Origin of the sequence: Streptomyces chilikensis, assembly GCF_001642695.1 — a bacterium.
Taxonomy (GTDB): Bacteria; Actinomycetota; Actinomycetes; order Streptomycetales; family Streptomycetaceae; genus Streptomyces; species Streptomyces chilikensis.
This window is the reverse complement of record NZ_LWCC02000005.1, coordinates 1,635,353-1,659,334: the sequence shown is the minus strand read 5'-3', so window position 1 is coordinate 1,659,334 and position 23,982 is coordinate 1,635,353. Positions and strand designations below refer to the sequence as shown.

Annotated in this window: 22 protein-coding genes; 11 read left to right on the top strand and 11 right to left on the bottom strand. The window is 74.3% G+C overall.

All coding sequences use genetic code 11. The annotated features are described in order from the left end of the window. The 3 genes from A2U95_RS32515 to mca form a co-directional block, all read right to left on the bottom strand. Nucleotides 1-1,429 (bottom strand): ATP-binding protein (locus A2U95_RS32515; protein ID WP_240957235.1); only part of this gene is annotated, 1,429 nt, incomplete at its 3' end. Nucleotides 1,430-1,984: 555 nt separating this feature from the next. Next, complete coding sequence (locus tag A2U95_RS07385; RefSeq protein WP_240957234.1) at nt 1,985-2,221, bottom strand: hypothetical protein; 237 nt, start codon at nt 2,219-2,221, stop codon at nt 1,985-1,987. Next, nucleotides 2,214-3,095, bottom strand: coding sequence for a mycothiol conjugate amidase Mca (gene mca / locus A2U95_RS07380; protein WP_166021404.1), 882 nt, complete (start codon nt 3,093-3,095; stop codon nt 2,214-2,216). The genes A2U95_RS07385 and mca overlap by 8 nt, the downstream gene beginning before the upstream one ends. 164 nt (nt 3,096-3,259) lie before the next feature. On the opposite strand from mca, the gene A2U95_RS07375 reads away from it, so the two are divergent. Both A2U95_RS07375 and greA read left to right on the top strand, forming a co-directional pair. Further along, nucleotides 3,260-3,685, top strand: coding sequence for a DUF4307 domain-containing protein (locus A2U95_RS07375; RefSeq protein ID WP_166021403.1), 426 nt, complete (start codon nt 3,260-3,262; stop codon nt 3,683-3,685). Between the two features lie 157 nt (nt 3,686-3,842). Next, entirely contained in the window at nt 3,843-4,340 is a 498-nt protein-coding gene (gene greA, locus A2U95_RS07370; protein ID WP_166021402.1) for a transcription elongation factor GreA, read from the top strand. Between the two features lie 106 nt (nt 4,341-4,446). Here greA and A2U95_RS07365 read toward each other — a convergent pair whose 3' ends face one another. Further along, the gene (locus tag A2U95_RS07365; RefSeq protein ID WP_166021401.1) at nt 4,447-5,328 is read right to left on the bottom strand and encodes an ABC transporter permease; all 882 of its coding nucleotides are present in this window, start codon (nt 5,326-5,328) and stop codon (nt 4,447-4,449) included. After that, the gene (locus tag A2U95_RS07360; RefSeq protein ID WP_166021400.1) at nt 5,325-6,293 is read right to left on the bottom strand and encodes an ATP-binding cassette domain-containing protein; all 969 of its coding nucleotides are present in this window, start codon (nt 6,291-6,293) and stop codon (nt 5,325-5,327) included. The genes A2U95_RS07365 and A2U95_RS07360 overlap by 4 nt, the downstream gene beginning before the upstream one ends. Nucleotides 6,294-6,449: 156 nt before the next feature. Between A2U95_RS07360 and A2U95_RS07355 the strand changes: the two genes are divergently transcribed. Beyond that, nucleotides 6,450-7,604 (top strand): cystathionine gamma-synthase, encoded by a 1,155-nt coding sequence (locus A2U95_RS07355; RefSeq protein WP_166021399.1) that lies wholly within the window; start codon nt 6,450-6,452, stop codon nt 7,602-7,604. Nucleotides 7,605-7,712: 108 nt separating this feature from the next. Here A2U95_RS07355 and A2U95_RS07350 read toward each other — a convergent pair whose 3' ends face one another. Beyond that, nucleotides 7,713-8,261 (bottom strand): MarR family winged helix-turn-helix transcriptional regulator, encoded by a 549-nt coding sequence (locus tag A2U95_RS07350; RefSeq protein ID WP_166021398.1) that lies wholly within the window; start codon nt 8,259-8,261, stop codon nt 7,713-7,715. Between the two features lie 188 nt (nt 8,262-8,449). On the opposite strand from A2U95_RS07350, the gene ilvA reads away from it, so the two are divergent. The 5 genes from ilvA to msrA all read left to right on the top strand — a co-directional run bounded on the left by ilvA (nt 8,450) and on the right by msrA (nt 14,859). Next, nucleotides 8,450-9,679, top strand: a complete 1,230-nt coding sequence (ilvA, locus tag A2U95_RS07345; protein WP_166021397.1) for a threonine ammonia-lyase — start codon at nt 8,450-8,452, stop codon at nt 9,677-9,679. Between the two features lie 178 nt (nt 9,680-9,857). Continuing rightward, nucleotides 9,858-10,985, top strand: coding sequence for a hypothetical protein (locus A2U95_RS07340; RefSeq protein ID WP_166021396.1), 1,128 nt, complete (start codon nt 9,858-9,860; stop codon nt 10,983-10,985). A 226-nt stretch (nt 10,986-11,211) separates the two neighbouring features. Further along, the gene (locus tag A2U95_RS07335; protein WP_166021395.1) at nt 11,212-12,855 is read left to right on the top strand and encodes a M48 family metalloprotease; all 1,644 of its coding nucleotides are present in this window, start codon (nt 11,212-11,214) and stop codon (nt 12,853-12,855) included. A 7-nt stretch (nt 12,856-12,862) separates the two neighbouring features. After that, the gene (locus A2U95_RS07330; protein WP_166021394.1) at nt 12,863-14,014 is read left to right on the top strand and encodes a hypothetical protein; all 1,152 of its coding nucleotides are present in this window, start codon (nt 12,863-12,865) and stop codon (nt 14,012-14,014) included. A 158-nt stretch (nt 14,015-14,172) separates the two neighbouring features. Continuing rightward, on the top strand, nt 14,173-14,859 hold the full coding sequence (msrA, locus tag A2U95_RS07325) for a peptide-methionine (S)-S-oxide reductase MsrA (protein ID WP_166021393.1): 687 nt from the start codon (nt 14,173-14,175) through the stop codon (nt 14,857-14,859). A gap of 146 nt (nt 14,860-15,005) precedes the next feature. On the opposite strand, the gene A2U95_RS07320 is transcribed toward msrA, so the two are convergent. Together A2U95_RS07320 and A2U95_RS07315 are read right to left on the bottom strand one after the other, a co-directional pair. Continuing rightward, nucleotides 15,006-15,491, bottom strand: a complete 486-nt coding sequence (locus tag A2U95_RS07320; protein ID WP_166021392.1) for a VOC family protein — start codon at nt 15,489-15,491, stop codon at nt 15,006-15,008. A 126-nt stretch (nt 15,492-15,617) separates the two neighbouring features. Next, nucleotides 15,618-16,565, bottom strand: coding sequence for an NAD(P)-dependent oxidoreductase (locus A2U95_RS07315; RefSeq protein WP_166021391.1), 948 nt, complete (start codon nt 16,563-16,565; stop codon nt 15,618-15,620). A 169-nt stretch (nt 16,566-16,734) separates the two neighbouring features. On the opposite strand from A2U95_RS07315, the gene A2U95_RS07310 reads away from it, so the two are divergent. Then, nucleotides 16,735-18,156: a glycerophosphodiester phosphodiesterase gene (locus A2U95_RS07310; protein ID WP_206282831.1), complete on the top strand. Its 1,422-nt coding sequence runs from the start codon at nt 16,735-16,737 to the stop codon at nt 18,154-18,156. A 107-nt stretch (nt 18,157-18,263) separates the two neighbouring features. Here the strand turns inward: A2U95_RS07310 and A2U95_RS07305 are convergent, their stop codons facing one another. Beyond that, nucleotides 18,264-19,304 (bottom strand): NAD(P)-dependent alcohol dehydrogenase, encoded by a 1,041-nt coding sequence (locus A2U95_RS07305; RefSeq protein ID WP_166021389.1) that lies wholly within the window; start codon nt 19,302-19,304, stop codon nt 18,264-18,266. 153 nt (nt 19,305-19,457) lie between these two features. Between A2U95_RS07305 and A2U95_RS07300 the strand changes: the two genes are divergently transcribed. Then, a complete protein-coding gene (locus A2U95_RS07300) occupies nt 19,458-20,036 on the top strand; it encodes a hypothetical protein (RefSeq protein WP_166021388.1) in 579 nt (192 codons plus the stop codon). 4 nt (nt 20,037-20,040) lie between these two features. Here the strand turns inward: A2U95_RS07300 and A2U95_RS07295 are convergent, their stop codons facing one another. Next, complete coding sequence (locus A2U95_RS07295) at nt 20,041-21,669, bottom strand: N-acyl-D-amino-acid deacylase family protein (RefSeq protein WP_166021387.1); 1,629 nt, start codon at nt 21,667-21,669, stop codon at nt 20,041-20,043. Nucleotides 21,670-21,750: 81 nt separating this feature from the next. Then, the gene (locus tag A2U95_RS07290) at nt 21,751-23,025 is read right to left on the bottom strand and encodes an amino acid deaminase (RefSeq protein WP_166021386.1); all 1,275 of its coding nucleotides are present in this window, start codon (nt 23,023-23,025) and stop codon (nt 21,751-21,753) included. A 101-nt stretch (nt 23,026-23,126) separates the two neighbouring features. Between A2U95_RS07290 and A2U95_RS07285 the strand changes: the two genes are divergently transcribed. Further along, nucleotides 23,127-23,534 (top strand): RidA family protein, encoded by a 408-nt coding sequence (locus A2U95_RS07285; protein WP_166021385.1) that lies wholly within the window; start codon nt 23,127-23,129, stop codon nt 23,532-23,534. Nucleotides 23,535-23,982: the final 448 nt, after the last annotated feature.

Genomic DNA, 23,982 nt, shown 5'->3' with positions numbered 1-23,982 from the left:
CGGCCAGGGCGAGGCGGCGCAGCAGGCGCCGGGCCTGCTCGGACTGGTCGGAGTAGCGCAGCCACAGGGCGCGCTGCACGGAGCCGGCCGGTCCGTGGGCGCCCAGGTCCTCGGCGAGCCGGGCGGGGGTGCGGGTGCCGAGGGCGGTGCCGGCGACGCGCAGCGCCAGCGGGAGGCCGCCGCACAGCCGGTGGACGCGGTCGGCGGCCTCGTCGTCCCGGGCACGGTCGGTGCCGGGCGGGGCGTAGGCGGCGAGGGCTTCCCGGGCGGCGTCCGCGGGCAGCGGCTGGACGGCGAGCTGGTGGGTGCGGGCGGGCAGGTCGCGCGGCAGGACCAGCGGGGTGCGGGAGGTGACCAGCAGCAGGCTCTCGGAGCGCTCCGGGAGCAGGGCGCGCACCTGGTCCGGGTCGGAGGCGTCGTCCAGCAGGATGATCACCGGCAGTCCGGCCAGGTGGCGGCGGTAGAGCTCGGTGAGGCGGGTGAGCTGCTGCTCGGGGGTGGAGCCCTCGCGGAACAGGAGCTGCTCGCGTGGCGCGCCCAGCCGGTTCAGGAGGTGGAGCAGGGCCTGCCGGGTGGGCAGCGGGGGGTCGGAGGGGGAGTCGCCGCGCAGGTCGACCAGGCAGGCGCCGCGGTACTCGTCGCGCAGGTCGTGGGCGGCGCGGGCGGCCAGCGCGGTGCGCCCGGAGCCGGGGACGCCGTGCAGCACCACCACCGTGGGGCGGCTGTCGGCGTCGGCGCGGGCGGCGCGGGCCCAGCGGCGGATGGCGGTCAGTTCCTCCCGGCGTCCGGCGAAGGGGGCGTCGGCCGGCGGTAACTGATCGAACGAACGTTCCAGTATGACGCGGCGGCGGGCCGCGGCGCTCCTGTCGCCGCCGCGCAGCCGGGGCGGCGCGGACGGGGACCGCGGCGGGGCGGCGAGCCGGCGCTGCTGCTCCAGCCAGGGGCGGATGCCCCGCACCTCCAGGGCGGTGAGCCACTGCAGCCGCAGCGCCTCGGGACCGCCGGGCTGCCGCACCGCGCCCGCGTGGTGGTGGACCGCGGGCAGGTGCGAGGCGGTGACCCTGACGACGGCGGTCGCGGTGGCGGTCAGCCCGACGGAGAGGCCCGCGCCGAGGGCGACCGCGCCGCCGGTGCCGAGGGCGAGGTCGGCGACGGTCGCGGTGGCGGCGGCCACGCCGGCCACCAGGAGGGTGGTGGGGCCGCCGCCCTCGCGGGCGAACCGCCGGGCGAAGGTCGGGTGGGCCGGCGCGGCCGCCTCCAGGGCGCGGAGGTAGGCGTCGTACTCCGGCTGGGCGGCGCGGGCCATGGTGTCCAGGGCGGCGCGGGCGCGGGTGAGCAGCGCGGTGGGGTCGGCGCCGGTGCGGCGGGCCTCCTCCGTGACCGTGCGGTCGAGCAGGGCCTCGGCGTCCTGGCGGTGCGGGTCGCGCATGTCCGGTCCCCCTCCGGTGGCGATGCCGTGCGCCTGCGGCGGGCCTCCGGCGGGGCTTCCGCCCCCGCGCGCCCCCCGAAGCCGCCCAGTGTTCCTCCCCCGCCCGCCCGGGTCCCGAAACCGCCCTCCGCCGCGCGACCCCACCTTCTCGCCACGACGCGCCGCCCCGTACGTCCGCCGCCCCGCGGCGGGGCCGCACCGTCACGGCGGAGGCACCCGGGCGGATCCGGGGAGGACGGGCGCACGGCGGAACGGACTGCGGGCGCACGGCGGCGCGCGGACTGCGGGCGTCCGCCCGCGCCCGCACCCGCGGGCGGACGGCTCGCACGGCAGGGACCGAACCGCTCGGAGGGGCTCCGGAGAGCCGCGCCGGTCCGGAAGGGGCGCGGGCCGCTTCCCCCGGGGAACGCCGGGCCACGCCCCGCCGACGTCAGGACCGGCCGCCGCCGGCCGGGCGGGGACGTGACCCGGCACACCACGGAGGGCGGCACCGGCGGCCGCCGCGAGGCCGCGCACGGCGCACCCCGGGGCGGCCGCCCCGGGGTGCCCGGGGGGCTACTCCTTGGCGGAGGACGACGAGGCCGGGGAGACGGCCCCGTCCGCCTCCTCGTCCTCGCGCCCCACCATCTTCGCCCGCTCCATGTGCTTGCTCATGGACTTCATCAGCCCCCACACCGCCAGCGCCATGACGGCGAAGACGATGAACCCCAGCACGCCCGGGGTGACCTTGTCCTTGTCGAATTCCTCCGCGGCCAGAACCAGGAGGGTTGCGCTTGCGCTCATGTCAGCCATTGTCCCGGATCCCCGCGAAGAGGTCCGACTCGGGGAGCGACGTCGTCACCAACGACTTCGCCAGCTCGTACTCCTCGGTGGGCCAGATCTCCCGCTGCAGGTCCAGCGGGATCCGGAACCAGCCCCCGTCCGGGTCGATCTGCGTGGCGTGCGCGATCAGCGCCCGGTCCCGCGTCTCGAAGAACTCCCCGCACGGCACGAACGTGGTGAGCGTCCGCTCGACCCGCTCGAACTCGTCCCACCGCTTGAGCCAGTCCCCGTAGGGGGACTCCAGCCCGCGCGCCTCCATCGCCTCGTGCAGCGCCACCGTGCGGGGCCGGTTGAAGCCCTGGTTGTAGTAGAGCTTCTGCGGCTGGAAGCCCGGCCCGAACTCGGACTCGGGGTACTTCTCCAGGTCGTTCGCGCCCTCGAAGGCCACCATCGTGATCTTGTGGGTCATGATGTGGTCGGGGTGCGGGTAGCCGCCGTTCTCGTCGTACGTGGTGATGACCTGCGGCCGGAAGGAACGGATCTGCCGCACCAGCTCACCGGCCGCCTTGTCGACGTCCTCCAGCGCGAAACAGCCCTCGGGGAGCGGGGGCAGCGGGTCGCCCTCGGGAAGCCCGGAGTCGACGAAGCCCAGCCAGGCCTGCTTCACGCCGAGGATCTCCCGCGCCGCGTCCATCTCCTTGCGGCGGACCTCGTGGATGTTCTCCTCGATGTACTTGTCGCCCTGGAGCTTCGGGTTCAGGATCGAACCGCGCTCACCGCCGGTGCAGGTCACCACGAGGACGTCCACGCCCTCGGACACGTACTTGGCCATGGTGGCGGCGCCCTTGCTCGACTCGTCGTCGGGGTGGGCGTGGACTGCCATCAGTCGCAGCTGCTCGGTCAAGGCTCAATCCTCAGAGATCGGTCGGCGCCCGGGCGGCGCACACGCGTGGGCGAGCGGTCCCCGGTGAGGGCGGGTCCCATCCGCGCCTTCTATAGTGACGGAATCGGGGGCCGATTGATTCCGGGGTCCGGACCCGGCCTCCGCCCAGCCCGGAAGGACCGATCATGAGCACGGTGAACACGCAGCCCACGGGGCAGCAGCCGCCCGCCGGCCGTTACGGCCGTGCCGCGGACGCGACCCGGGACCGCCGCACCGACCGCACCCTCAGGATCGCGGGTTCGGTGCTGGGCGCCCTGCTGGTCGCCGTCGTCGCCTGGTTCGGTTTCCACCACGTCGGCGGGAACGAGATCAGCGGTCAGCTGATCACCTTCAGGACCGCCGAGGACTCCGTCCGGGTGGAGCTGGAGGTCTTCAAGGACGCCGGCGTCACCGGCTACTGCACGGTCCGCTCCCAGTCGGAGAACGGCGCCGAGGTGGGCCGCGCCGACTTCCGCTTCGACGAGGACTCCACCCGGGTGCACAAGACGGTCACCCTGCGCACCACCAGCCGCGGCACCACCGCCGAGCTGCTGGGCTGCCACACCGGCTGACGGGGCCGCCCGGCCGGCGGCGGCCCGCCGGCCGGCGGGCATTTCTCCTCCCACTTTCGCGGCGCGATTGTTAGGCTCGTGGTTTCGCCCACCCATGAGGGACCATTCTTCTGGGTAGGGCGTTGCTTTGTATTCCCAGTACGGACGAGGAGCACCTGTGACCCAGACCAGCGAGAACGTCACCTGGCTCACCCAGGAGGCGTACAACAAGCTCAAGGACGAGCTTGCGTACCTTACTGGTCCTGCGCGCACCGAAATCGCCGCCAAGATCGCGGCCGCGCGCGAAGAGGGCGATCTGCGGGAGAACGGCGGCTACCACGCCGCCAAGGAGGAGCAGGGCAAGCAGGAGCTCCGGGTGCGGCAACTCCAGCAGCTGCTGGAGACGGCGCAGGTCGGCGAGGCGCCGGCCGCCGACGGCGAGGTCGCTCCGGGCATGCTCGTCACGGTCGCCTTCGACGGCGACGAGGACGACACCCTCACCTTCCTGCTCGCCTCCCGGGAGTACGCCAGCGAGGAGATCGAGACGTACTCCCCGCAGTCCCCGCTCGGCAAGGGCGTGACCGGCCACAAGATCGGTGAGGACGCGGAGTACGAGCTGCCGAACGGCAAGAAGGCCTCCGTGCGCATCCTGAAGGCGGAGCCGTACAAGGGCTGAACCGCCTCACGCGCGGGACGCGGAACCCGACGACGAGACCCCCGGGCGTCGGCCCGGGGGTCTCGGCATGTCCCCTCCCGGACGGGACCCCTCCCGGACGGGACCCTCAGACGGTGGCGGACCGGTACTTCCTCACCGAGAGGGTCCGGAAGATCACGATGATGGCCACCGAGTAGACCAGCGACGCCCAGACCGGGTGCCGCATCGGCCACGCGTCCGAGACGGACTGCCCCGGGTTGGCCCACAGGACCCGGCATGCCTGCACGATCGCGCTGAACGGGTTCCACTCGGCGATGTGCCGCAGCCAGGGCGTCATGTTGGACGGGTCGACGAACGCGTTGGAGATGAAGGTCACCGGGAAGAGCCAGATCAGCCCGCCGTTGGTGGCCGCCTCCGGGCTGCGCACCGAGAGGCCGATCAGCGCGCCGATCCAGGTGAACGCGTAGCCGCAGAGCATCAGCAGCCCGAAGCCGGCGGCCACCCGGAACGCGTCGGTGTCGCCGTCCGTCCCGACCCTCCAGCCCAGCAGCAGGGCGACCGCCGCCAGGACGATCACGGTCAGGGCCGTCTGCACGAGGTCGGCCAGCGTCCGCCCGGTGAGCACCGCCCCGCGTGCCATCGGCAGGGCGCGGAAGCGGTCGATCAGCCCCTTGTGCATGTCCTCCGCGATGCCCGCGCCCGCGCCCGCGGTGGCGAAGGTGACGGTCTGGGCGAAGATGCCGGCCATCAGGAAGTTCCGGTAGTCCGCGGCGCTGGTCGACCCCCCGACCTTCAGGGACCCGCCGAAGACGTAGGTGAACAGCACGACGAACATGACCGGCTGGATGAGCCCGAAGAGCACGATCTCGGGAATCCTCGTCATCCGGATCAGGTTGCGCCGCGCGACGATCAGCGAGTCGCGCCACGACTGCCGCACCCCGCCCCCGCGACCGGTGACGGGGCGGCGCCCCTCTCCCCCGCCGGTCCCCGCCTCGGTGACGACACTCATGCGGAGCCCTCCTCGGCCGCCGTCGCTTCGGCCATGTGACCGGTGAGCGAGAGGAACACGTCGTCCAGCGTGGGGCGCCGCAACCCCACGTCGTCCAGTTCGATGCCGCGGGAGTCGAGCTCGCGGATCACCTCGGCCAGCAGCTTCGGGCCGCCGCTCACCGGGACGGTCAGCCTGCGGGTGTGGTCCTCCGTGGCGAGCTCGCCGACCCCGAACCGGGTGAGCACGGCGGCGGCCTGCGGCATCAGCTCCCGGGCGCGGACGATCACCTCCACCCGCTCTCCGCCGGTGCGGGCCTTCAGTTCGTCCGAGGTCCCGCGGGCGATCACCCGGCCGTGGTCGACGACCGCGATGTCGTGGGCGAGGTGGTCCGCCTCCTCCAGGTACTGGGTGGTCAGCAGCAGCGTCGTGCCGCCGGAGACCAGGTCCTTGATCACGTCCCAGAGCTGGAGCCGGTTGCGGGGGTCGAGGCCGGTGGTCGGCTCGTCCATGAACATCACCGGCGGCCGCACCACCAGCGCGGCGGCCAGGTCGAGGCGGCGGCGCATGCCCCCGGAGTAGTTCTTGGTGATGCGGTCCGCCGCGTCGGTGAGGTGGAACTGCTCCAGCAGCTCGGCGGCCCGGGCCTTCGCGTCGCGGCGGCCCATCTGGTAGAGCCGGCCCACCATCACCAGGTTCTCGCGCCCGGTGAGGTACTCGTCGACGGCGGCGAACTGACCCGACAGCCCGATGCTGTGCCGCACGGCGTCGGGGTCCTCCAGCACGTCGATCCCGGCGACGACGGCGTTGCCGGCGTCCGGCCGCAGCAAGGTCGTCAGGCACCGCACGGCGGTGGTCTTCCCCGCGCCGTTGGGGCCGAGCAGCCCCAGCACGGTCCCCTCGGGCACGTCCAGGTCGACGCCGTCCAGCGCCCGCACGTCCCCGAAGGTCTTCACCAGCCCCTCGGCCCGAATGGCCCCCGGCATACCGCCTCCGGCCCGCCTCGACAACGATCCGCGACCGAGCCTAGGTTTCCCCGCGCGGTTCCGCCCGTCGGGACGGCGCCGGATGGGCCGTGCGGACGGCGGCCCGCGCACGCGGGCGACGCGGCTCCGGCCCGCGACCCGTTACGCTCGGTGCACATGAGCGACACCCACTTCAGCGAGCACTTCGAGACGCTGGCGATCCACGCGGGCAACACCGCCGATCCCCTGACCGGCGCCGTCGTCCCGCCCATCTACCAGGTCTCCACGTACAAGCAGGACGGCGTCGGCGGTCTCCGCGGCGGCTACGAGTACAGCCGCAGCGCCAACCCCACCCGCACGGCCCTGGAGGAGAACCTCGCGGCCCTGGAGGGCGGCAGCCGAGGTCTCGCCTTCGCCTCCGGCCTCGCGGCCGAGGACTGCCTGCTGCGCACCCTGCTCGCGCCGGGCGATCACGTGGTCATCCCCAACGACGCCTACGGCGGCACGTTCCGCCTGTTCGCCAAGGTCGTCTCCCGCTGGGGCGTGGAGTGGTCCGTCGCGGACAGCGGCGACCCGGACGCCCTGCGCGCCGCGATGACCCCGAGGACCAAGGCGGTCTGGGTGGAGACCCCCTCCAACCCGCTCCTCGGCATCACCGACATCGCCGCCGCCGCCCAGATCGCCCACGACGGCGGCGCGCGGCTGGTCGTCGACAACACCTTCGCCACGCCGTACCTGCAGCAGCCGCTGGCGCTGGGCGCGGACGTGGTGGTGCACTCGCTCACCAAGTACATGGGCGGCCACTCCGACGTGGTCGGCGGCGCCCTGATCACCGCCGACCAGGCGCTCGGCGAGGAGCTCGCGTACCACCAGAACGCCATGGGCGCGGTGGCCGGGCCGTTCGACTCCTGGCTGGTGCTGCGCGGCACCAAGACGCTGGCGGTGCGGATGGACCGTCACTCGGAGAACGCCGCCAAGGTGGTCGACATGCTCAGCCGTCACCCCAGGGTGACGAAGGTGCTGTACCCGGGTCTGCCGGAGCACCCCGGCCACGAGGTGGCCGCCAAGCAGATGCGCGCGTTCGGCGGCATGGTGTCGTTCCGGGTGGCCGGCGGCGAGGAGGCCGCGGTGGCGGTCTGCGACCGCGCCAAGGTCTTCACGCTCGGTGAGTCGCTGGGCGGCGTGGAGTCCCTGATCGAGCACCCGGGCCGGATGACCCACGCCTCCGCGGCGGGCTCCGCCCTCGAGGTCCCGGCGGACCTGGTGCGCCTCTCGGTGGGCATCGAGAACGCCGAGGACCTCGTCGAGGACCTCCGCCAGGCCCTCGGCTAGTCCGCCGGGCCCTCGGCCGGCCGTTCCCGGGCCGGCCTCCTCGCGGGGCCGGCCCCGCGAGGAGGCCGCGCCACCGGTGCCCGCCCGCCCGCCGCGGGCCCGGGTCCGTCAGGAGTCGGACGGCTCGTCGGAGGGCTCGGCGGAGAAGCGGCCCCCCGACTGCACGGCCATCCGCTCGGAGAACGCGTCGTTCATCCGCGTCAACAGCACGCAGAAGACCTGGCGTTCCTCCTCCGACCAGTCCTCGGTCAGCTCCGCCATCAGCCGGCGGCGCGACGACCGGACCTCCTCCAGACGGCTGCGGCCCCGGACCGACAGGTCGAGCACCACGGCGCGGCCGTCCTCGGGGTGCGAGGTCCGCCGGACCAGGCCGGCCTCGACCAGCGGGGCGACCTGGCGGGTGACCGTGGAGGAGTCGATGCCCATCCCGGCGGCCAGCGCCTTGACCCCCATCGGGCCTTCCTGTTCGAGCCGGTTGAGAAGCAGGTACGCCGCACGGTCCATGGAGTCGCGAAGCCGTCCGACGGCACCGAGCCGGGTCTGCTCGGCGCGGCGCGCGAACAGTGCCATCTGGTATTGGAGCGACTCGAGGAGACCGTCGTCGTCGGGGGTCGTCACGTCCATCGACTCCGTCGAGAGGTCGGGTGCAGTGGGCATGGCCGGAAGCTCACTTCGATCTGGGCCGGTGATGGGGGACAGGCTACGCGGACTGGCACCGGCACGTAACGACCCTGTGGAAAACCCGTGCGCGTATGTGCACCGCCGTGCCCGGGGCAAGGGAACAGGACGCCCGCCGGTTTTCCACAGGGCGGGTGGCGAACGGCTCCGCCTGCGAGACTGAGGACATGAACCACCGCACGACCGCGGCCCCGCAGCCCGTCACGCTCGACGACGTGCGGGGCGCCCAGAAGATGCTGTCCGGCATCACGCGGGTCACCGGCCTGGAGGGCAGCAGGTACCTGTCCCGGCTGGTGGGCGCACCGGTGCACCTCAAGTGCGAGAACCTCCAGCGCACCGGCTCGTTCAAGCTGCGCGGCGCCTACATCCGGATCGCGGGCCTGCTCCCGGAGGAGCGGGCGGCGGGCGTGGTCGCCGCCAGCGCGGGCAACCACGCGCAGGGCGTGGCGCTGGCCGCCTCGCTGCTCGGCGTGCGGGCGACGGTCTTCATGCCGAGGGGCGCTCCCCTGCCGAAGATCAGCGCCACCCGGGAGTACGGCGCGGAGGTCGTGCTCCACGGCCAGGTGGTCGACGAGACGATGGCGGCGGCGACGGCGTACGCCGAGGAGACCGGCGCGATCTTCATCCACCCCTTCGACCACCCCGACGTGATCATCGGGCAGGGCACGGTCGGCCTGGAGATCCTGGAACAGTGCCCCGAGGTGCGGACGATCGTGGTCGGCATCGGCGGCGGGGGGCTCGCCGCCGGGGTGGCGGTGGCGGTCAAGTCGCTGCGGCCGGACGTCCGTGTCGTCGGCGTGCAGGCGGAGGGCGCGGCCGCCTATCCGCCCTCCCTCGCGGCGGGCCACCCGGTGGCGGTTCCCCGGCCGGTGACGATGGCCGACGGCATCAAGGTGGGCACGCCCGGCGAAGTGCCGTTCGCCCTGATCAGGGAACTGGTCGACGAGGTGCGTACGGTCGGTGAGGACCAGCTGTCGGCGGCGCTCCTGCACTGCCTGGAGCGGGCCAAGCTGGTGGTCGAGCCGGCCGGGGCCAGCCCGGTGGCGGCGCTCCTCGCCGACCCCGGCTCGTTCCGCGGGCCGGTGGTCGCCGTGCTCTCCGGCGGCAACGTGGACCCGGTCCTCCTCCAGGGCGTCCTCCGGCACGGCATGGCGGTGCAGGGCCGCTACTTCGCCGTCCGCGTGCGCCTCACCGACCGCCCGGGCTCCCTGGCCACGCTCCTTTCCGTCCTCTCCGAACTGGACGTCAACGTCCTGGACGTCAGCCACCGCCGTACCGCTCCCCACCTGGGGCCCGCCGAGGCCGAGGTGGAGGTCCACCTCGAGACCAAGGGCCCCGAACACTGCGCCGAGGTGAGCCGCGCGCTGCGGGCGGCGGGTTACCCGACGGCGGACTGAGGCGGGCCGAGGCCGGCCACCGGCCGAGGACGGCGGCGGACCCGGGAAGGCGGCGGACCGGGGCGGCGGCGGACCCGGGACGGCGGCGGACCGGGGCGGGCCGCCCCTCCCGCGGGGCGGAGGGCCGGGGCCGCCCCCACGTTGGCCTCACCCCCACCCCGTCTGGTTCGCTGGTGGCATGGAATTCATCTGGGTGCTCTTCGCCGTCGCCTTCCTCGGATTCGTCGTGGCGTCGATCTACCGCCGCAGGAACGCCGCGGGCGGGATCACGCTGGCCCGTCCCGGGGACCCCGACGCGGCGGACCCGGCGGCGTACGGCTTCCTCCGCCAGGAGGACCTGGACGTCCGGCTGCCCGGTCCTGACCAGGACCTGGTCGACGTGCTGGACCTGGTGCAGCGCACGCAGGACCACCGGGCGGCCGCCCAGCTGCTGGCCGGCACCGAGAAGGAGGGCGAGCGGCGCTGGCAGCGGGTGCAGGCCTTCGCCGGCGCGGCCTCCCTGGAGCTGGCCCGCAACCCGGCCGGCGACCCCACCCGGACCCCCGGCGGACAGTGGCTGCGCGTGTGGCGGACCGAGCAGCCCAAGGACGCCGGCGGCGCGGCCGTGCACGCGGAGTTCCTGGTCCAGCAGGCCTGGCGCACCGCGACCCCCGGCAGCGACGAGTTCCGGATCATCATGGAGGAGGCGAAGGAGGCCTGCGGCCGGGCCGCGCTCCTCGCCCCCGGCGACCCGGTCCCGTACATCACGGAGCTGTCGGTGGCGCGCGGACTGGGCTACTCCCGCGAGGAGTTCGAGCAGCTGTGGCTGAAGCTGCTGGACCGCGCCCCGCACCACATGGGCGCCCACCTCGCCGCGCTGCACTACTGGTGCGAGAAGTGGTACGGCTCCCGTGAACTCGCCCACTCCTTCGCCGAGGCGGCCGCCGCCCGCGCCCCCCAGGGCTCCCTGCTCCCGGCGCTCCCGTTGTTCGCGGTCTTCGAGCACCTCCAGGACCTGACCCTGGTGGCCAACCTGTACGAGAGCGAGGTCGTCACCAAGGCGATGCACGGCGCGCTGTACGCCGCGAGCCAGGCCCGCACCGACGACGCGGTGCTGCCGCACGTGCGCCACCTGCTGATCTGGTTCCTGGTCAACTCCTCCCGCTGGTCCGAGGCGATGGGCCAGCTGGTCCACGTGGACGGGCACGTCGGCGCGCTGCCGTGGACGCTGAGCCAGGACCCGGCCGCCGAGTACGCGGTCTACCGCGCCCTCGCCGTGGCCGGCTTCGAGGCCAACGGCGGCAGCCCGGCGTCGCTGCTGCGCTGACCTGGCGTTGTCCCCGGGCGATCCCGCCCGCCGGCATGGACGTCCGCCGCCCCGAACACCTTTGCGGTTCGGGGCGGCGTTGCGTCATAATCCGCTTCCCCCACACGCGGCCCCGGGCCGTGCCTTGTCATGCCCTTTTCCACCTTTTCCGCCTTTCTGCCTTTCCCCGCCCCACCCCCTTCCTGTTGCTCCGTTGCCCTCTTTCCGTGATGTGTAGGGAAGCTCCATGAGTTCCACGCTGCGGGCCGTACGCGCCCTGATCCTGCTCGCGGGATTCCAGCTGCTCAGCCTGGTCCTGCTCGGCGTCCTGGCGGCCGTCGACTGGGCCGCCGTCCACGCCCCGAGCAGTGTCACCGGCAAGGTCTGGCTGGTCTCGGTCGTGCTGGCCGTCCCCGTGATCCGGGGCATGTTCATGCTCCGCCTGCCGAAGCTCGAGGAGCCCCCGGGCGTCCCGCTCACCGAGGAGGCCGAGCCCCGGCTGTGGGCCGTGGTCCGCGAACTGGCCGCGGCCGCCGGAACCCGCGCCCCCGACGGCATCATCCTCACCGCCGACGTCAACGCGTCCGTGATGGAGCACCCCCGCCTCGGCGGCCTGCTCCCCGGCCGCCGCAGCCTCCACATCGGCCTTCCCCTGCTCACCGGCCTGAGCGAGGCCCAGTTCCGCTCCGTCCTCGCCCACGAGTACGGCCACTACGTCGGCGGCGACACCCGCCTCGGCCCGGTCGTCGCCCGCGGCCGCCGGCAGATCCAGCGCACCATCGCCCACTTCCACGAGAAGGCCGACAAGAAGGTCGCCCGGGAACGCGCCGCGCAGGAGAAGAAGTCCGCCCGCCGGGTCGCCAAGGGCAAGAAGGCCAAGGAGATCGACACCACCGGCGCCGGCGCCACCTACCGCGCCATGGCCAAGATCTACACCTGGTACGGCACGTTCTTCCTGCGCGCGTCGCTGTCGACCGGCCGCGCCCAGGAGTTCGCCGCCGACCGCAACGCCGCCCGCCTGGCCGGCCGGGACGCCACCGCCTCCGCCCTGCGCGAGATCCCGGTTCTCGCAAACGCCTACGACTTCTACCTCGACCGCTACGCCACCCTGGGCCTCGACGCCCGCACCATGCCGCCGCACGGCGCCTTCTTCGGCGGCTTCGGCGACATGCTGGGCGCCCGCGAGCTCCAGCTCGCCGAGATGCGGGCCGAGCTCCCCGAGCCGGAGCGCTCCCCCTACGACTCGCACCCGCCGATCGCCGAGCGCGTCCACGCCGTCGAGTCCCTGCCCGACGACGGCCGCGCCGACGACGGCCGCGGCGCCGCCCTCGACATCCTCGCCGACGCGCGCGCCGCGGCCGCCGCGCTGGAGCCCGCCGTCCTCGCCGAGGAACTCCTGGGCTTCCGCCGCGCCGCGGACTGGGCGGACGTCCTGCGCTCCGGCATGACGGCCCGCCTCGGCGACCTCGACACCCCGCTGCACCGGGCCCTCGCCGTCTACACCAAGTCGGCCCCGACCCTGCCCGCCCTCCTCAAGGTGATCGACGAGGGCCACCTCTGGCAGCTCGCCCGCCGCCTCCCCCTCTCCGACGAGGCGTCCGCCGCGCAGGGCCGCGCCTTCCGCGAGTTCGTGCGCCCCTCGCTCGAAGGCCTCGTGCACACCTGGGTGATCTCCGAGCTGAGCAAGCAGGGCCTGCTGGACTGGGAGTTCTCCTGGTCCGAGTCGGCCACCGTGGTCCTCCCCGGCGGCGACCCGGAGGCCGCGGGCGAGGCGCTCGCCGCCGCCGTCGCCGCCGCCCTCGCCGACCACCCCGACACCGCCCCGCTGCGCGCCCTGCTTCCGCCCGTCCCCGCCGGGGCGGGCACCGACACCGACATCGAAAGCGTGTGACGACCTGATGACCGTACTGCTCTGGGTCCTCGGGATCCTCGCCCTGCCCGTGGTCGCCTTCGGCCTCTACATCGGCTTCGTCTTCGTCAAGACGTTCATCAAGCACGACCCCTCCGCCGACGACGAGAACGCGGGGGCGGAGGCGGCCGCGAAGCTCGGGCTGCTCCCCGCCACCCGGCAGGACCTGGACCGGCCCGGCGCCGCGGACCCCGCCGCCGAGGCCGTCCTGCAGGCCGTCCGGGGCGGTGACTGGGAGTCCGGCGCCCGGTTCCTGGCCGAGGCGGGCCGGGACTGGGAGGAGCGCGGCCGCCGGGTGAGCATCCTCGGCCACGAGGCCGCCAAGGAGGACGCCTGGCTGCTGGCCTGGCGCGCCGCCCGTCCCGGGGACGCGGACGCCGCGCTGGTCAACGCGGAGTCGATGATCTACCTGGCCTGGGACATCCGGGGCAGCATGCAGGCCAAGAACACCACCCGCGAGCAGTTCGACGGCTTCCACCGGGTGCTCGCCCAGGCGCGCGAGGCCTGCGCGGAGGCCCAGGCGCTGGGCGGGGACGACCCCAATCCGTTCGTCGTGGAGATGCCGCTGGCGATGGGCCTCGGTTACTCCCACAAGGATTTCAACGAGCTCTGGGACCAGGCCGTCAAGCGCGCCCCGCACCACCTCGGCGCGCACCAGTCGGCGCTCCAGTACTGGTGCGCCAAGTGGCGCGGCTCCCACGACCTGGCCCTCTCCTTCGGCCGCGAGGCCGCGGCGAAGGGCATCCCCGGCCAGCTGCTGACGCTGGTCCTGCTGGAGGCGCACTTCGAGTACGAGTTCGCCCACGAGGACATCGACGAGGACGAGTACTACAAGCGGCCGGAGCTGATGAGGGCCGTCGACGCCGCGCTGCTCGACCTCGCCGCCGCCGCTGCCGAAGCCGGGGACCCCAAGGCCCGGCGCCTGCTGCCGATGCGGCACATGCTCGCCTACATGCTGTACTGGCAGGACCGCTACGAGGCCGCGATGGAGCAGTTCAAGCTGATCGACGGCCACATCGGCACCGCCCCGTGGAGCTACCTGGCCGGCAAGCCGCGCTTCGCCGAGCGGTACACCGCCATCCGGGACTTCACGGCCCAGCGCGTCCTGGAGGCGTCGCAGGCGCGGGACGTCACGGCCTGACCCCCGCGCACGCGGCCCCGCTCCGCCTCCGGCGGGCGCGGGGCCGCGTCGTCGTTCCCGGCCTCCGCGTCCGCGCAGGAATCCCGGGCCGTCCCCGCGCGTTGTACGGGCGAACGCTCCGGCGGGCCCGCCCGCCCCACCCGACCCGGGAGGACCCCATGCTCTTCGGCCGCACGACGCCCGTGATGGTCACCGCCGACCAGGCCCTGCCCGGCCGCGCCACGCCGGTCCTCACGCCCGGGGCCGCCGGGGCCCACACCGTCCTCGGCACCCCGCTGCTGGACCACCCCGAGGGCATGGCGACCGCCGACTTCGCCCTGGGCTGCTTCTGGGGCGCCGAGCGCAAGTTCTGGCAGCTCCCGGCCGGTGTCTGGACCACCCTCGTCGGCTACCAGGGCGGCTTCACCGAGAACCCCACCTACGAGGAGGTCTGTTCGGGCCTCACCGGTCACACCGAGACCGTCCGCGTCGTGTACGACCCCGACGTCCTCTCCTACGAGGACCTCCTGAAGACCTTCTGGGAGGCCCACGACCCCACCCAGGGATACCGCCAGGGCAACGACGTCGGCACCCAGTACCGCTCCGCGGTCTTCACCCACACCCCGGAACAGGCCTCGGCCGCCCAGGCCTCCCGCGCCGCCTACCAGCAGGTCCTCACCGAGGCGGGCTACGGCTCCATCACCACCGAGATCGAGCCGGCCGCCGGCAACCCCTTCTACCCGGCCGAGCTCTACCACCAGCAGTACCTCTCCGACGCCAAGAACCCCAACGGCTACTGCGGCATCGGCGGCACGGGCCTGTCCTGCCCGGTGGGCGTCGCCCCGGCCCCGGACGCCGCGAGCTGACCCGGCGGTCCCCGGCGCGCCGGGGACCACGGCGGTGCGGGCGGCGTCGTCCCGGAGCGCTTCGGGCGGGGCGAGCGCCTCGTGGGGCCGCGCCCCCCGGGCGCGTCCGGCGACCGCCGCCCCTCCGCCGCGAGGGGCGGTTCCCGTCACCCGGCGGCGGCCGGACGGCGTCGCAGTTCCTCCCGCGGGACGTCCTCGAGGTGGGTCAGGAAGACCCACAGGTGGCCGGACGGGTCCCTGAGGATGACGGTGCGGTCGCCGTGGAACATGTCCCTCGGCGGCTGGACGATCCGGGCGCCGACGGCCTCCGCGCGCTCCGCCAGGCCGTCGACGTCCGGCACGAAGACGTGCAGCGTGACGGACGTGCCCCCGCCGAGCGCCGCCGGCGCGGCGAAGGAGGCGGCCTCCGCCTCGTCCACACCGGCGTCACCCAGCATCAGGGTGGCTCCTGCGACGGTGACCTCGGCGTGCAGGACCCCGCCGCCCGGAGCGTCGATCCGGAAGTCCTCGCGGGCGCCGAACGCCCGCCGGTAGAAGTCGATCGCCGCGTCGGCGTCGTCGACCATGATGTGGGGGACCACGGCACGGCGGTAACGGCCGGGGACCTCGGTGCGGGCCTCGTGCCCGGGCATGGCGAACCTCCGTGGGACGGCGCCGCGGGACGGTTCCCGCGGTTCTGGAAGGAACGTAGGAACTCATGCGCGGTTGAGGTCAAGCGCGCCCGGGAACGCCCGGCACCGGCACCGGCACCGGCGGGTTCAGTAGCCCCGCCCCACCGGCACCGCCAGCGCCGGTGTCCTCCCCTCCGCCACGGCCCGCCAGCAGGCCGTGAGGTCGGCGACCACGTCCTCGTCCGTGGTGGGACCGGAGGTGTGGGACGTCAGGACGGTGCGGGGCAGCCGCCACGCGGGGTCGCCGGGGGCCGCCGGCTCGCCGGGGAGGACGTCGAGGACGGCGGAGCGGACGTGGCCCGCGCGCAGCGCGGCCTCCAGTGCCGTGAGGTCGACGGTGTCGCCGCGGCCGACGTTGACGAAGGTCGCGCCGCGCAGGGCGCCCAGGCGGCGGGGGCCGAAGAAGCCGCGGGTCGCGGGGGTGAGCGGGAGGACGTCGATCACCCAGCGGGCCCGCGGGAGCAGCGCGTCCGCCTCCGGCCCCGTCGCCCGGCCGGCCTCCACCACGCGGATGCCCGCGCCGCGCAGGTACTCGGCCACGCGGGACCCGATCCGCCCCGCGCCGTACACGAGGGCCAGCTGCCCGGCGGCGAGTTCGGTGTCCCGGCCGGACCACTCCGCGCGGTCGTGGGCGGCCAGGAACGCGGGGACGCGCTGGCACTCGGCCAGGACCCAGCCCAGCACGTACTGGGCCATCCGCTCGCCCATCCGCCCGACCGTGCGGGTCAGCAGCACGTCGGCGGGCCAGTCCCCGTCCCGCAGCAGGGCGTCCACCCCGGCCCTGACGCTGTGGAACCAGATCAGGCGTTCCGCGGGGGCGAAGGACGGACGGCGGCCGCCGATCCGGACGACCGGGACGCCGGCCCCACCGGTGCCGGGGGCCGTGCCGCGCAGGACCGGGCGGCCCAGCGCCTCCGCGAGCGCCTGCCGCAGGCTCTCCGCGATCTCGTCGTCGACGACCACCACCGCGTCGTCCAGGTCACCCGGCGCCAGGCCCACGCCCTCGACCGCACCCGCACCCGCACCCGCACCCATCCGTGCCTCCAAGCCTCGTCCGCGCCCGGGCGGTGCCCCGGCCTCCGCCGTCCGTCCGCTCGCCACGCGAACGCCAGACGACCGTCACTTTGAGGTACCGGCGTGTTACCTACCGCTCCCTACCGTCGTGAGCATGACCAGGGAAACGCGTAGCCGAGCCCTCAGAGCCATGACCGTACTGGTGATCAGCGCAGCCCTCACCGCGGGGGCGACCGCGCCTTCGGCGGTGAGTGCCGAGCGGGTGTCGCCCGCCCGGCTGCACGCGGTCTCCGCCGCCCCCGGTGACACCGTGGTCCGGCAGTCCTTCGGCGGCACCGTCCTCCCCGCCGGCTGGAAGCCGGTCAGCGGCACCTGGAAGGTGCGGGACGGCCGTCTGACCGGCACCGGCGGCACCCGCGCCCGGATCACGTTCGGCGCACCCCTCACCGACTTCCGCTTCGAGGCCACCGCCCGGTTCGAGAAGGTGGACGACACCTCCCGCTGGTTCGCCCTCGGCCTCGACCTCCCGGCGAGCGGAGCCACCCCGTGGTGGATAGCCACCCTGCGCTCCGGCTCCACCGCCGCCAACGGCGTGGAGTTCGCCCAGCGCACGTCGTCCGGCACCTGGAACGTGACCGACGTCGCCGCGGCCGCCGGCGCGGCCGGCACCGGCAAGGACGTGCGGGTGCGGGTCGACGTCCACGGCATGCGGGCGGACTGGTACCTCGACGGACGGAAGGTCCTGAGCACCGACCGGCTGCGGCGCTCCGCGGGCGGCCGCCAGGCGCTGCTGGTGGACGGCGCGACCGTGTCGTTCGACGACGTCAAGGTCACCGCCCTCGCCTCGTCCAACCCCTACCTGCGCGGCGCGGGTGAGCAGGCGCTGGCGGTGGCGCACCGCGGGGCCTCGGCCGCCGCGCCGGAGAACACGCTGGCGGCGCAGGAGCTGGCGCGCCGGTCCGGCGCGGACTTCATCGAGACGGACGCGCAGATCAGCAAGGACGGCGTCCCGTACGTCATGCACGACAACACCGTGGACCGCACCACGAACGGCACCGGGGACCTCACCACCCTGACCTCCGCGCGGCTCGACGCGCTGGACGCCGGGTCGTGGTTCTCGTCGAAGTACGCGGGTGAGCGCGTGCCCACCCTGCGCGCGCAGGCCTTCGACCTGAGGACGCGGGGCGGCAGGCTGCTGCTGGAGATCAAGCGCGCCGCGTCCAGGGACCAGGTCGCGCGGATGCTCGGCGTGCTCCGGGAGGCCGGGATCCTGTCCCCGGACCGGGTCTTCGTGCAGAGCTTCAGCAAGCAGCACCTGACGTGGGCCCGCGAGCTGGCGCCCGAACTGCCCCGCGGCTACCTGACGTCCACGCTGGACGCCGACCCGGTGGCGGTCGCCCGCGACCTGGGCCTCACCGCGTACAACCCGAAGGCCGCCGCGCTCACCGCCCGGCCGTCCGTGGTCGGCGACCTGCACCGGGCGGGCGTCGCCACGATGGTGTGGACGGTGGACGACCCGGCGCAGTGGCGGACGCTGGACTCGCTGGGGGTGGACGCGATCATCACCAACCGTCCGGCGGAGCTGGTGAGCTGGCAGGCCGCACAGGACTGACACCGGCGGGACGCGGCAGCGGCCGGACGAACCGCGGGGCCCCGGCGTGTTCCCACGCCGGGGCCCCGCGGCACCTGTCCGTGCGGCCGTCAGATTCCGTGCGACCGTCAGATGGTGACCGTGTCGATGACGAAGCGGTAGCGCACGTCGGAGGCGACGACCCGCTCGTAGGCCTCGTTGATGCGGTCGGCGGAGATCAGCTCGATCTCCGCGCCCAGCCCGTGCTCGGCGCAGAAGTCCAGCATCTCCTGGGTCTCCGCGATGCCGCCGATCATGGAGCCGGCCAGGTTCTTGCCGCCGCCGATGAGGGAGAAGAGCTGGATCGAGACGGGGTGCTCGGGGGCGCCCACGTTGACCAGTGTGCCGCCGGCCTTCAGCAGGCCCAGGTAGGCGTTGAAGTCGACGTTGGCGGAGACCGTGGAGACGATCAGGTCGAAGGAGCCGGCCAGCTCCTCGAAGGTGCGCGGGTCGGCCGTCGCGTAGTAGTGGTCGGCCCCCAGCTTGAGGCCGTCCTCCTTCTTGCGCAGCGACTGCGAGAGCACCGTCACCTCGGCGCCCATGGCGTGGGCGATCTTGACGGCCATGTGGCCGAGGCCGCCCAGGCCGACGACGGCGACCTTCTTGCCGGGGCCCGCGCCCCAGTTCCGCAGCGGGGAGTAGGTGGTGATGCCGGCGCAGAGCAGCGGGGCGGCGACGTCCAGGGAGAGGCCGTCGGGGATGCGGACGGTGAAGTTCTCGTCGACCACGATGTGGGTGGAGTAGCCGCCCTGGGTGATCTCGCCGTCGCGGCCCACGGAGCCGTAGGTGCCGACGTTGCCCTTGAGGCAGTACTGCTCCTGGCCGGCCAGGCACTGCTCGCACTCGCGGCAGGAGTCGACCATGCAGCCGACGCCGACGCGGTCGCCGACCTTGAACCTGGTCACTCCGGGGCCGACCTCGGTGACCACGCCGGCGATCTCGTGGCCGGGGGTCAGGGGGAAGTGGGTCCTGCCCCACTCCTCGCGGACGGTGTGGATGTCGGAGTGGCAGATGCCGGCGTACTTGATGTCGATCAGGACGTCGTGCTCTCCGACCTCCCGGCGCTCGACGGTGGTGCGCTCCAGCGGAGCCTTGGCGGCGGTGGCGGCGTAGGCGGCGACAGAAGTCATGCCGGGTGGTTCTCCGGTTTCCTCGGGGCGGACCGATGTCCGTGTACGTACATGCGCCGGGCGCGCGGGAACAGCCCGCGCGTCCGGTACAACGTTCAACATCCTGGGGGCGTCGTCTATGCCCGGTTGCCCCACCGAACGGGTCCGTCCACGGTGAGCGCGGTCACACCCCCGCGGCGCCGGCCGCCGCGGACCCGCACGGCGCGGGCCGGCCGGGCGGCGGCGCGGGAGGCCGCGCGGGCCTCGGCCCGGCGGGGGACGCGCGGGCGGCGGGCCTGGGGCCGTCAGACGCTGCTGGCGGCCGGAGCGGGAGCGATCGGGGTCGGGGCGCTGGGGGTGCTCGGCCTGGCGCTGATCGGTGGGTCGGACGAGCCGGCCAGGGGCGGTGGGGGACGTGCCCCCGCCGGGCCGGGGGTCTCGGTGGGGGACCTGGCCGATCCCGGGACGATGCCGTCCGTGGACGTGCCGGAGACGGCGCCGGAGACGGAGACGGAGACGGAGCCGGAGGCGGCGGAGCCGAGCGCCCGGCCGGCCGGGCGGACGAGCGCCGCGCCCTCGCCGGACCGCGAGCCGTCCCCGGCACCGTCGCCCAGCAGGAGCGCGGAACCGGAGGCATCCCCCTCCGCCTCGCCGGAGTGGCCCGGCCGCGACGACGACGGCGACGACTACGGCGACGACGACGGCGACGGGCGCGGCAACGGCTGGGGCAACGGCACCCGGCGCCCCCGCTGACCCGTCACCCGCGCGACCGCACCGTCCGTCCCGCCAGGACCCCGGTGCGGTGGCCGTCCTCGACGGCGAGGCGGCCGTCCACCAGGACGTAGGGGATGCCCACCGGCGGCGTCCGGGGCACCGCGAAGGTCGCGCCCTCGGCGACGGTGGCCGGGTCGAACAGGACCAGGTCGGCCCGGTACCCCTCGCGGACCAGACCGCGGTCGGTGAGGCCCAGCCGTGCGGCCGCCCGCCCGGTGAGGTGGGCGACGCACTCCTCCAGCGTCAGCACGCCCAGCTCCCGCACGTACGTGCCGAGGTAGCGGGGGAAGGTGCCGTACGCCCGGGGATGGGGCTTGGCTCCGTGCAGGATGCCGTCGGACCCGCCGGTGTGCGCCCGGTGCCGCATCAGCGCGCGGACGTTCTCCTCGTGGCCGACGTGCTGGAGGATCGTGGTGCCGAGCCGGTCGGCCAGCAGCAGGCCGCGGGCCGTCTCCCAGGCGGAGGTCCCCGACCCGTCCGCCAGGTCGGCGACCGTCCGGCCCACCCGGTCGCCGAGCGAGGGGTCGACCACGCCGGAGATCTCCACCGTCCGCCACTCCACCGGCACCCCGTGGCAGCCGTCCGAGCCGGTCACCTCCAGGTCGTGCCGGATCCTGTCCGCCGTCCCGTCGTCCCGCAGCCGCGCCAGGGTCGCCTCGGGGCCGCCCTCGCTCGCCCAGCCGGGCAGCAGCGCGGCCAGGGTGGTGGCGCCCGGCGTGTAGGGATAGGTGTCCAGGGTCAGATCGCAGCCGTCGTCCAGCGCCTCGTCCAGCAGTGCCAGGAGTTCGCCCGAACGTCCCTGGTTCTCGGCGAAGTTGAGCGTGGCGTGGGCCAGGTGCAGGGCGCAGCCCGCCTGCCGGGCGATGTCGATCACCTCGCGGTAGGCGTCCAGCGCGCCGGCGCCGTAGGAGCGGTGGTGCGGGCAGTAGTAGCCGCCGAACTCCGCGACCACGCGGCACAGTTCGACCAGTTCCCCGCGGTCGGCGTACATGCCCGGCGGATACGTCAGCCCGGACGACATGCCCACCGCGCCCTCGCGCAGCCCGGCCGCGACCAGCTCCCGCATCCGGTCCAGCTCCGCGGCGGTCGGCGGGCGGTTCTCCCAGCCCGTCGCCAGCATCCGGACCGTGCCCTGCGGCACCAGGTAGGCGGCGTTGACGGCCATGCCCTCGCCGCCGAAGCCGCGGTCCAGCCGGTCGAGGTACTCGCCGACCGAGCGCCAGGTGACGTCCACGTCGTCGCCCGGCCCGTTCCACCCGGCCACGGCCTGCCGCACCTCGGCGAGGGTGCGGTCGTCGACGGGCGCGTAGGAGAGGCCGTCCTGGCCGAGGACCTCCAGGGTGACGCCCTGCGCCAGCTTGGCGGAGTGGTCCGGGTCGGTGAGCAGCGCCAGGTCGCTGTGGGAGTGCATGTCCACGAAACCGGGCGCGAGGACGAGCCCTTCGGCGTCCAGCGTCCGGGTGCCGGCCGGGCGCTGGCACCCGGCCGCGGCGGCCTCGCGGACGACCTGCGTGATCCTGCCGTCCTTGACGGCGACGTCGGCCCGGTAGGACGGTCCGCCGGAGCCGTCCACCACCTCGGCGTCCTGTACGACCAGATCGGCGAGGTGCATGGCGGCTCCCGGTGTTCCCACGGCGCTGCGCCGCCGGAACCGGCGGCGACCCCCGGCGGCGAACCGCCGGCGGCGTTTCGGTCAGAAGAAGGTACGGACGTAGTCCACCACCGTGCCGTCCGTCTCGACCAGAGGGATCAACTGCCATTTGTCGAAGACGGTGCACGGGTGCGAGAGCCCCATCCCCACCCAGTCGCCGACCTCCAGGTCCGCCCCCGGACCGGTCTCCAGCCAGGCGTGCTGGTCGGAGAGCTTGGTGACGGTGATCCCGTCGGCCGGGCGCTCGTCGTCGCCCCGGCGCACCACCTGCGCCTCGGGGAGACCCAGGTCGTAGGCGGCGTCGCGCTTCCCGGCGTTCAGGAAGGCCTGCCCGGCGCCGGGGCGGGAGACCACCTGGGCCCACAGCCGGAAGGCGGGCTCCAGCGCACCCTCCCCGGGGATCCGGGTGAACGGCGTGACCGACCGGTAGTGGCCGTCGTCGTGCGCGACGTAGGCGCCCGAGCGCAGCAGCTTCAGCGCGGGCAGGCTGAGCGCGGGCAGCTCGGCGAAGACCTCGGCGACCGTGTCGAACCAGGCGCTGCCGCCCGCGCTGACCACGATCTCCTCCAGGCCGGTGCCGGCGAACAGCCCCGCGCCGTCCAGCTCCGCCGCCAGCTCCACCAGTCGGACCAGCCAGGCGCGGACCCGCTCCGGCGTGGCGTCGGGGACCTCGCCCTCGTAGCCCGCCACGCCCACCAGCCGCAGCGACGGCGACGCGGCCACCGCCCGGGCGACGGCCAGGCAGTCGGCCCCGGTGCGCGCGCCGGTCCGGGCGCCCTCCCCGGCGGCCAGTTCCACCACGACGTCCACGGGCCGCCGGCCGGACGTGCCCAGGGCGGCCCCCATCAGCTCCGCGCCGCGCACCGAGTCGACGTAGCAGATGATCCGGAAGGCCGGGTCGGCGGTCAGCTCGGCCGCGATCCAGCGCAGGGCCGCCGGGTCGACCAGCTCGTTGGCCAGGAAGATCCGCCGCACCCCGAAGGCCCGGGCCACCCGCACCTGGTGCGGCACGGCCAGGGTGATGCCCCAGGCGCCGTGGTCCAGTTGGTCCCGGAACAGCCGCGGGGCCATCGTCGTCTTGCCGTGCGGGGCGAACGCCAGGCCGTGGCGCTCGGTGTACGCCTCCATCAGCCGCAGGTTGTGCCGCAGCCGCTCCGCCGAGAGGGTCAGCACCGGGGTGGTGAAGCCGCCGGTGAACAGGTTCCGCCGCTGGGCGGCCAGTTCGCCCACGGTCAGTCCGTCCGCGTCCGCCGGCAGGCCCTTGAACCGGTGGTCGATCCGCTCCCCGGCGAGACGGGCGACGGCATCCGCGGACATTCGGGCCTCCTGTGCGCTGCGTGGTCCGGGCTGCTTCACTCTCCCACGCCGGGCCGTCCGCCGGCGCGGCCGTCGTCCACGAGCAACCGGAGTGTTCACCCATGACGCAGAAGACCGCACTGACCCCCAGCACCCACACCGCGCCGCCCGCGGCCTTCTCGCACGGGCTGCGCAAGGGGAACGTCCTGCAGGTGGCCGGTCAGGTCGGCTTCCTGCCCGCCGAGGAGGGCAGGCCGCCCACGCCCGCCGGGCCGACGCTGCGCGAGCAGACCCTGCAGACCCTCGCCAACGTCAAGGCGGTGCTGGAGGAGGGCGGCGCGAGCTGGGACGACGTGATGATGCTGCGCGTCTACCTCACCGACGTGGACCACTTCGCCGAGATGAACGAGATCTGGAACACCTACTTCGCCGAGCACCTCACCCAGCCCCCGGCCTGCCGCACCACCGTCTACGTGGGGCTTCCGCCGGGCCTGCTGATCGAGATCGACGCGCTGGCCATCCTGGACTGACGGGATCCGGTCCCCGCCGGGCCGCGCCGACGCGGCCCGGCGGGGACGACTCCTTCGCGGGGCCGCCGACATGATGGCCCCCATGTTCCCCCGGGCGCCCCCGCCAAGGAGGACCGGCGCCCGGCGGTCCCCCGACACCCGGCGAGCGCGGCCGGGGCCCATCCTGACGCCTGTCCGCGTTGACCACGCGCCCCCGCACCGTCACTGGACAATCTCCGGTCAACGTGAGATCAAAGCGAGCATCGTCGAGTGGCCGGGGGGTCGCACACGTCATGGGACGCCGGGAGAAGCCGATCGAGCCCGGACAGGGCGAGGTGGCCGAATTCGCGGCCGACCTCCGCATGCTCCGGCGGCGCACCGGCGGCGTGCCGTACCGCGCCCGCCTGATCCCCCGCGGCCCTGACCCGCCGCAACACGCGGCCCTGACCCGCCGCAACAGTGCGATCCG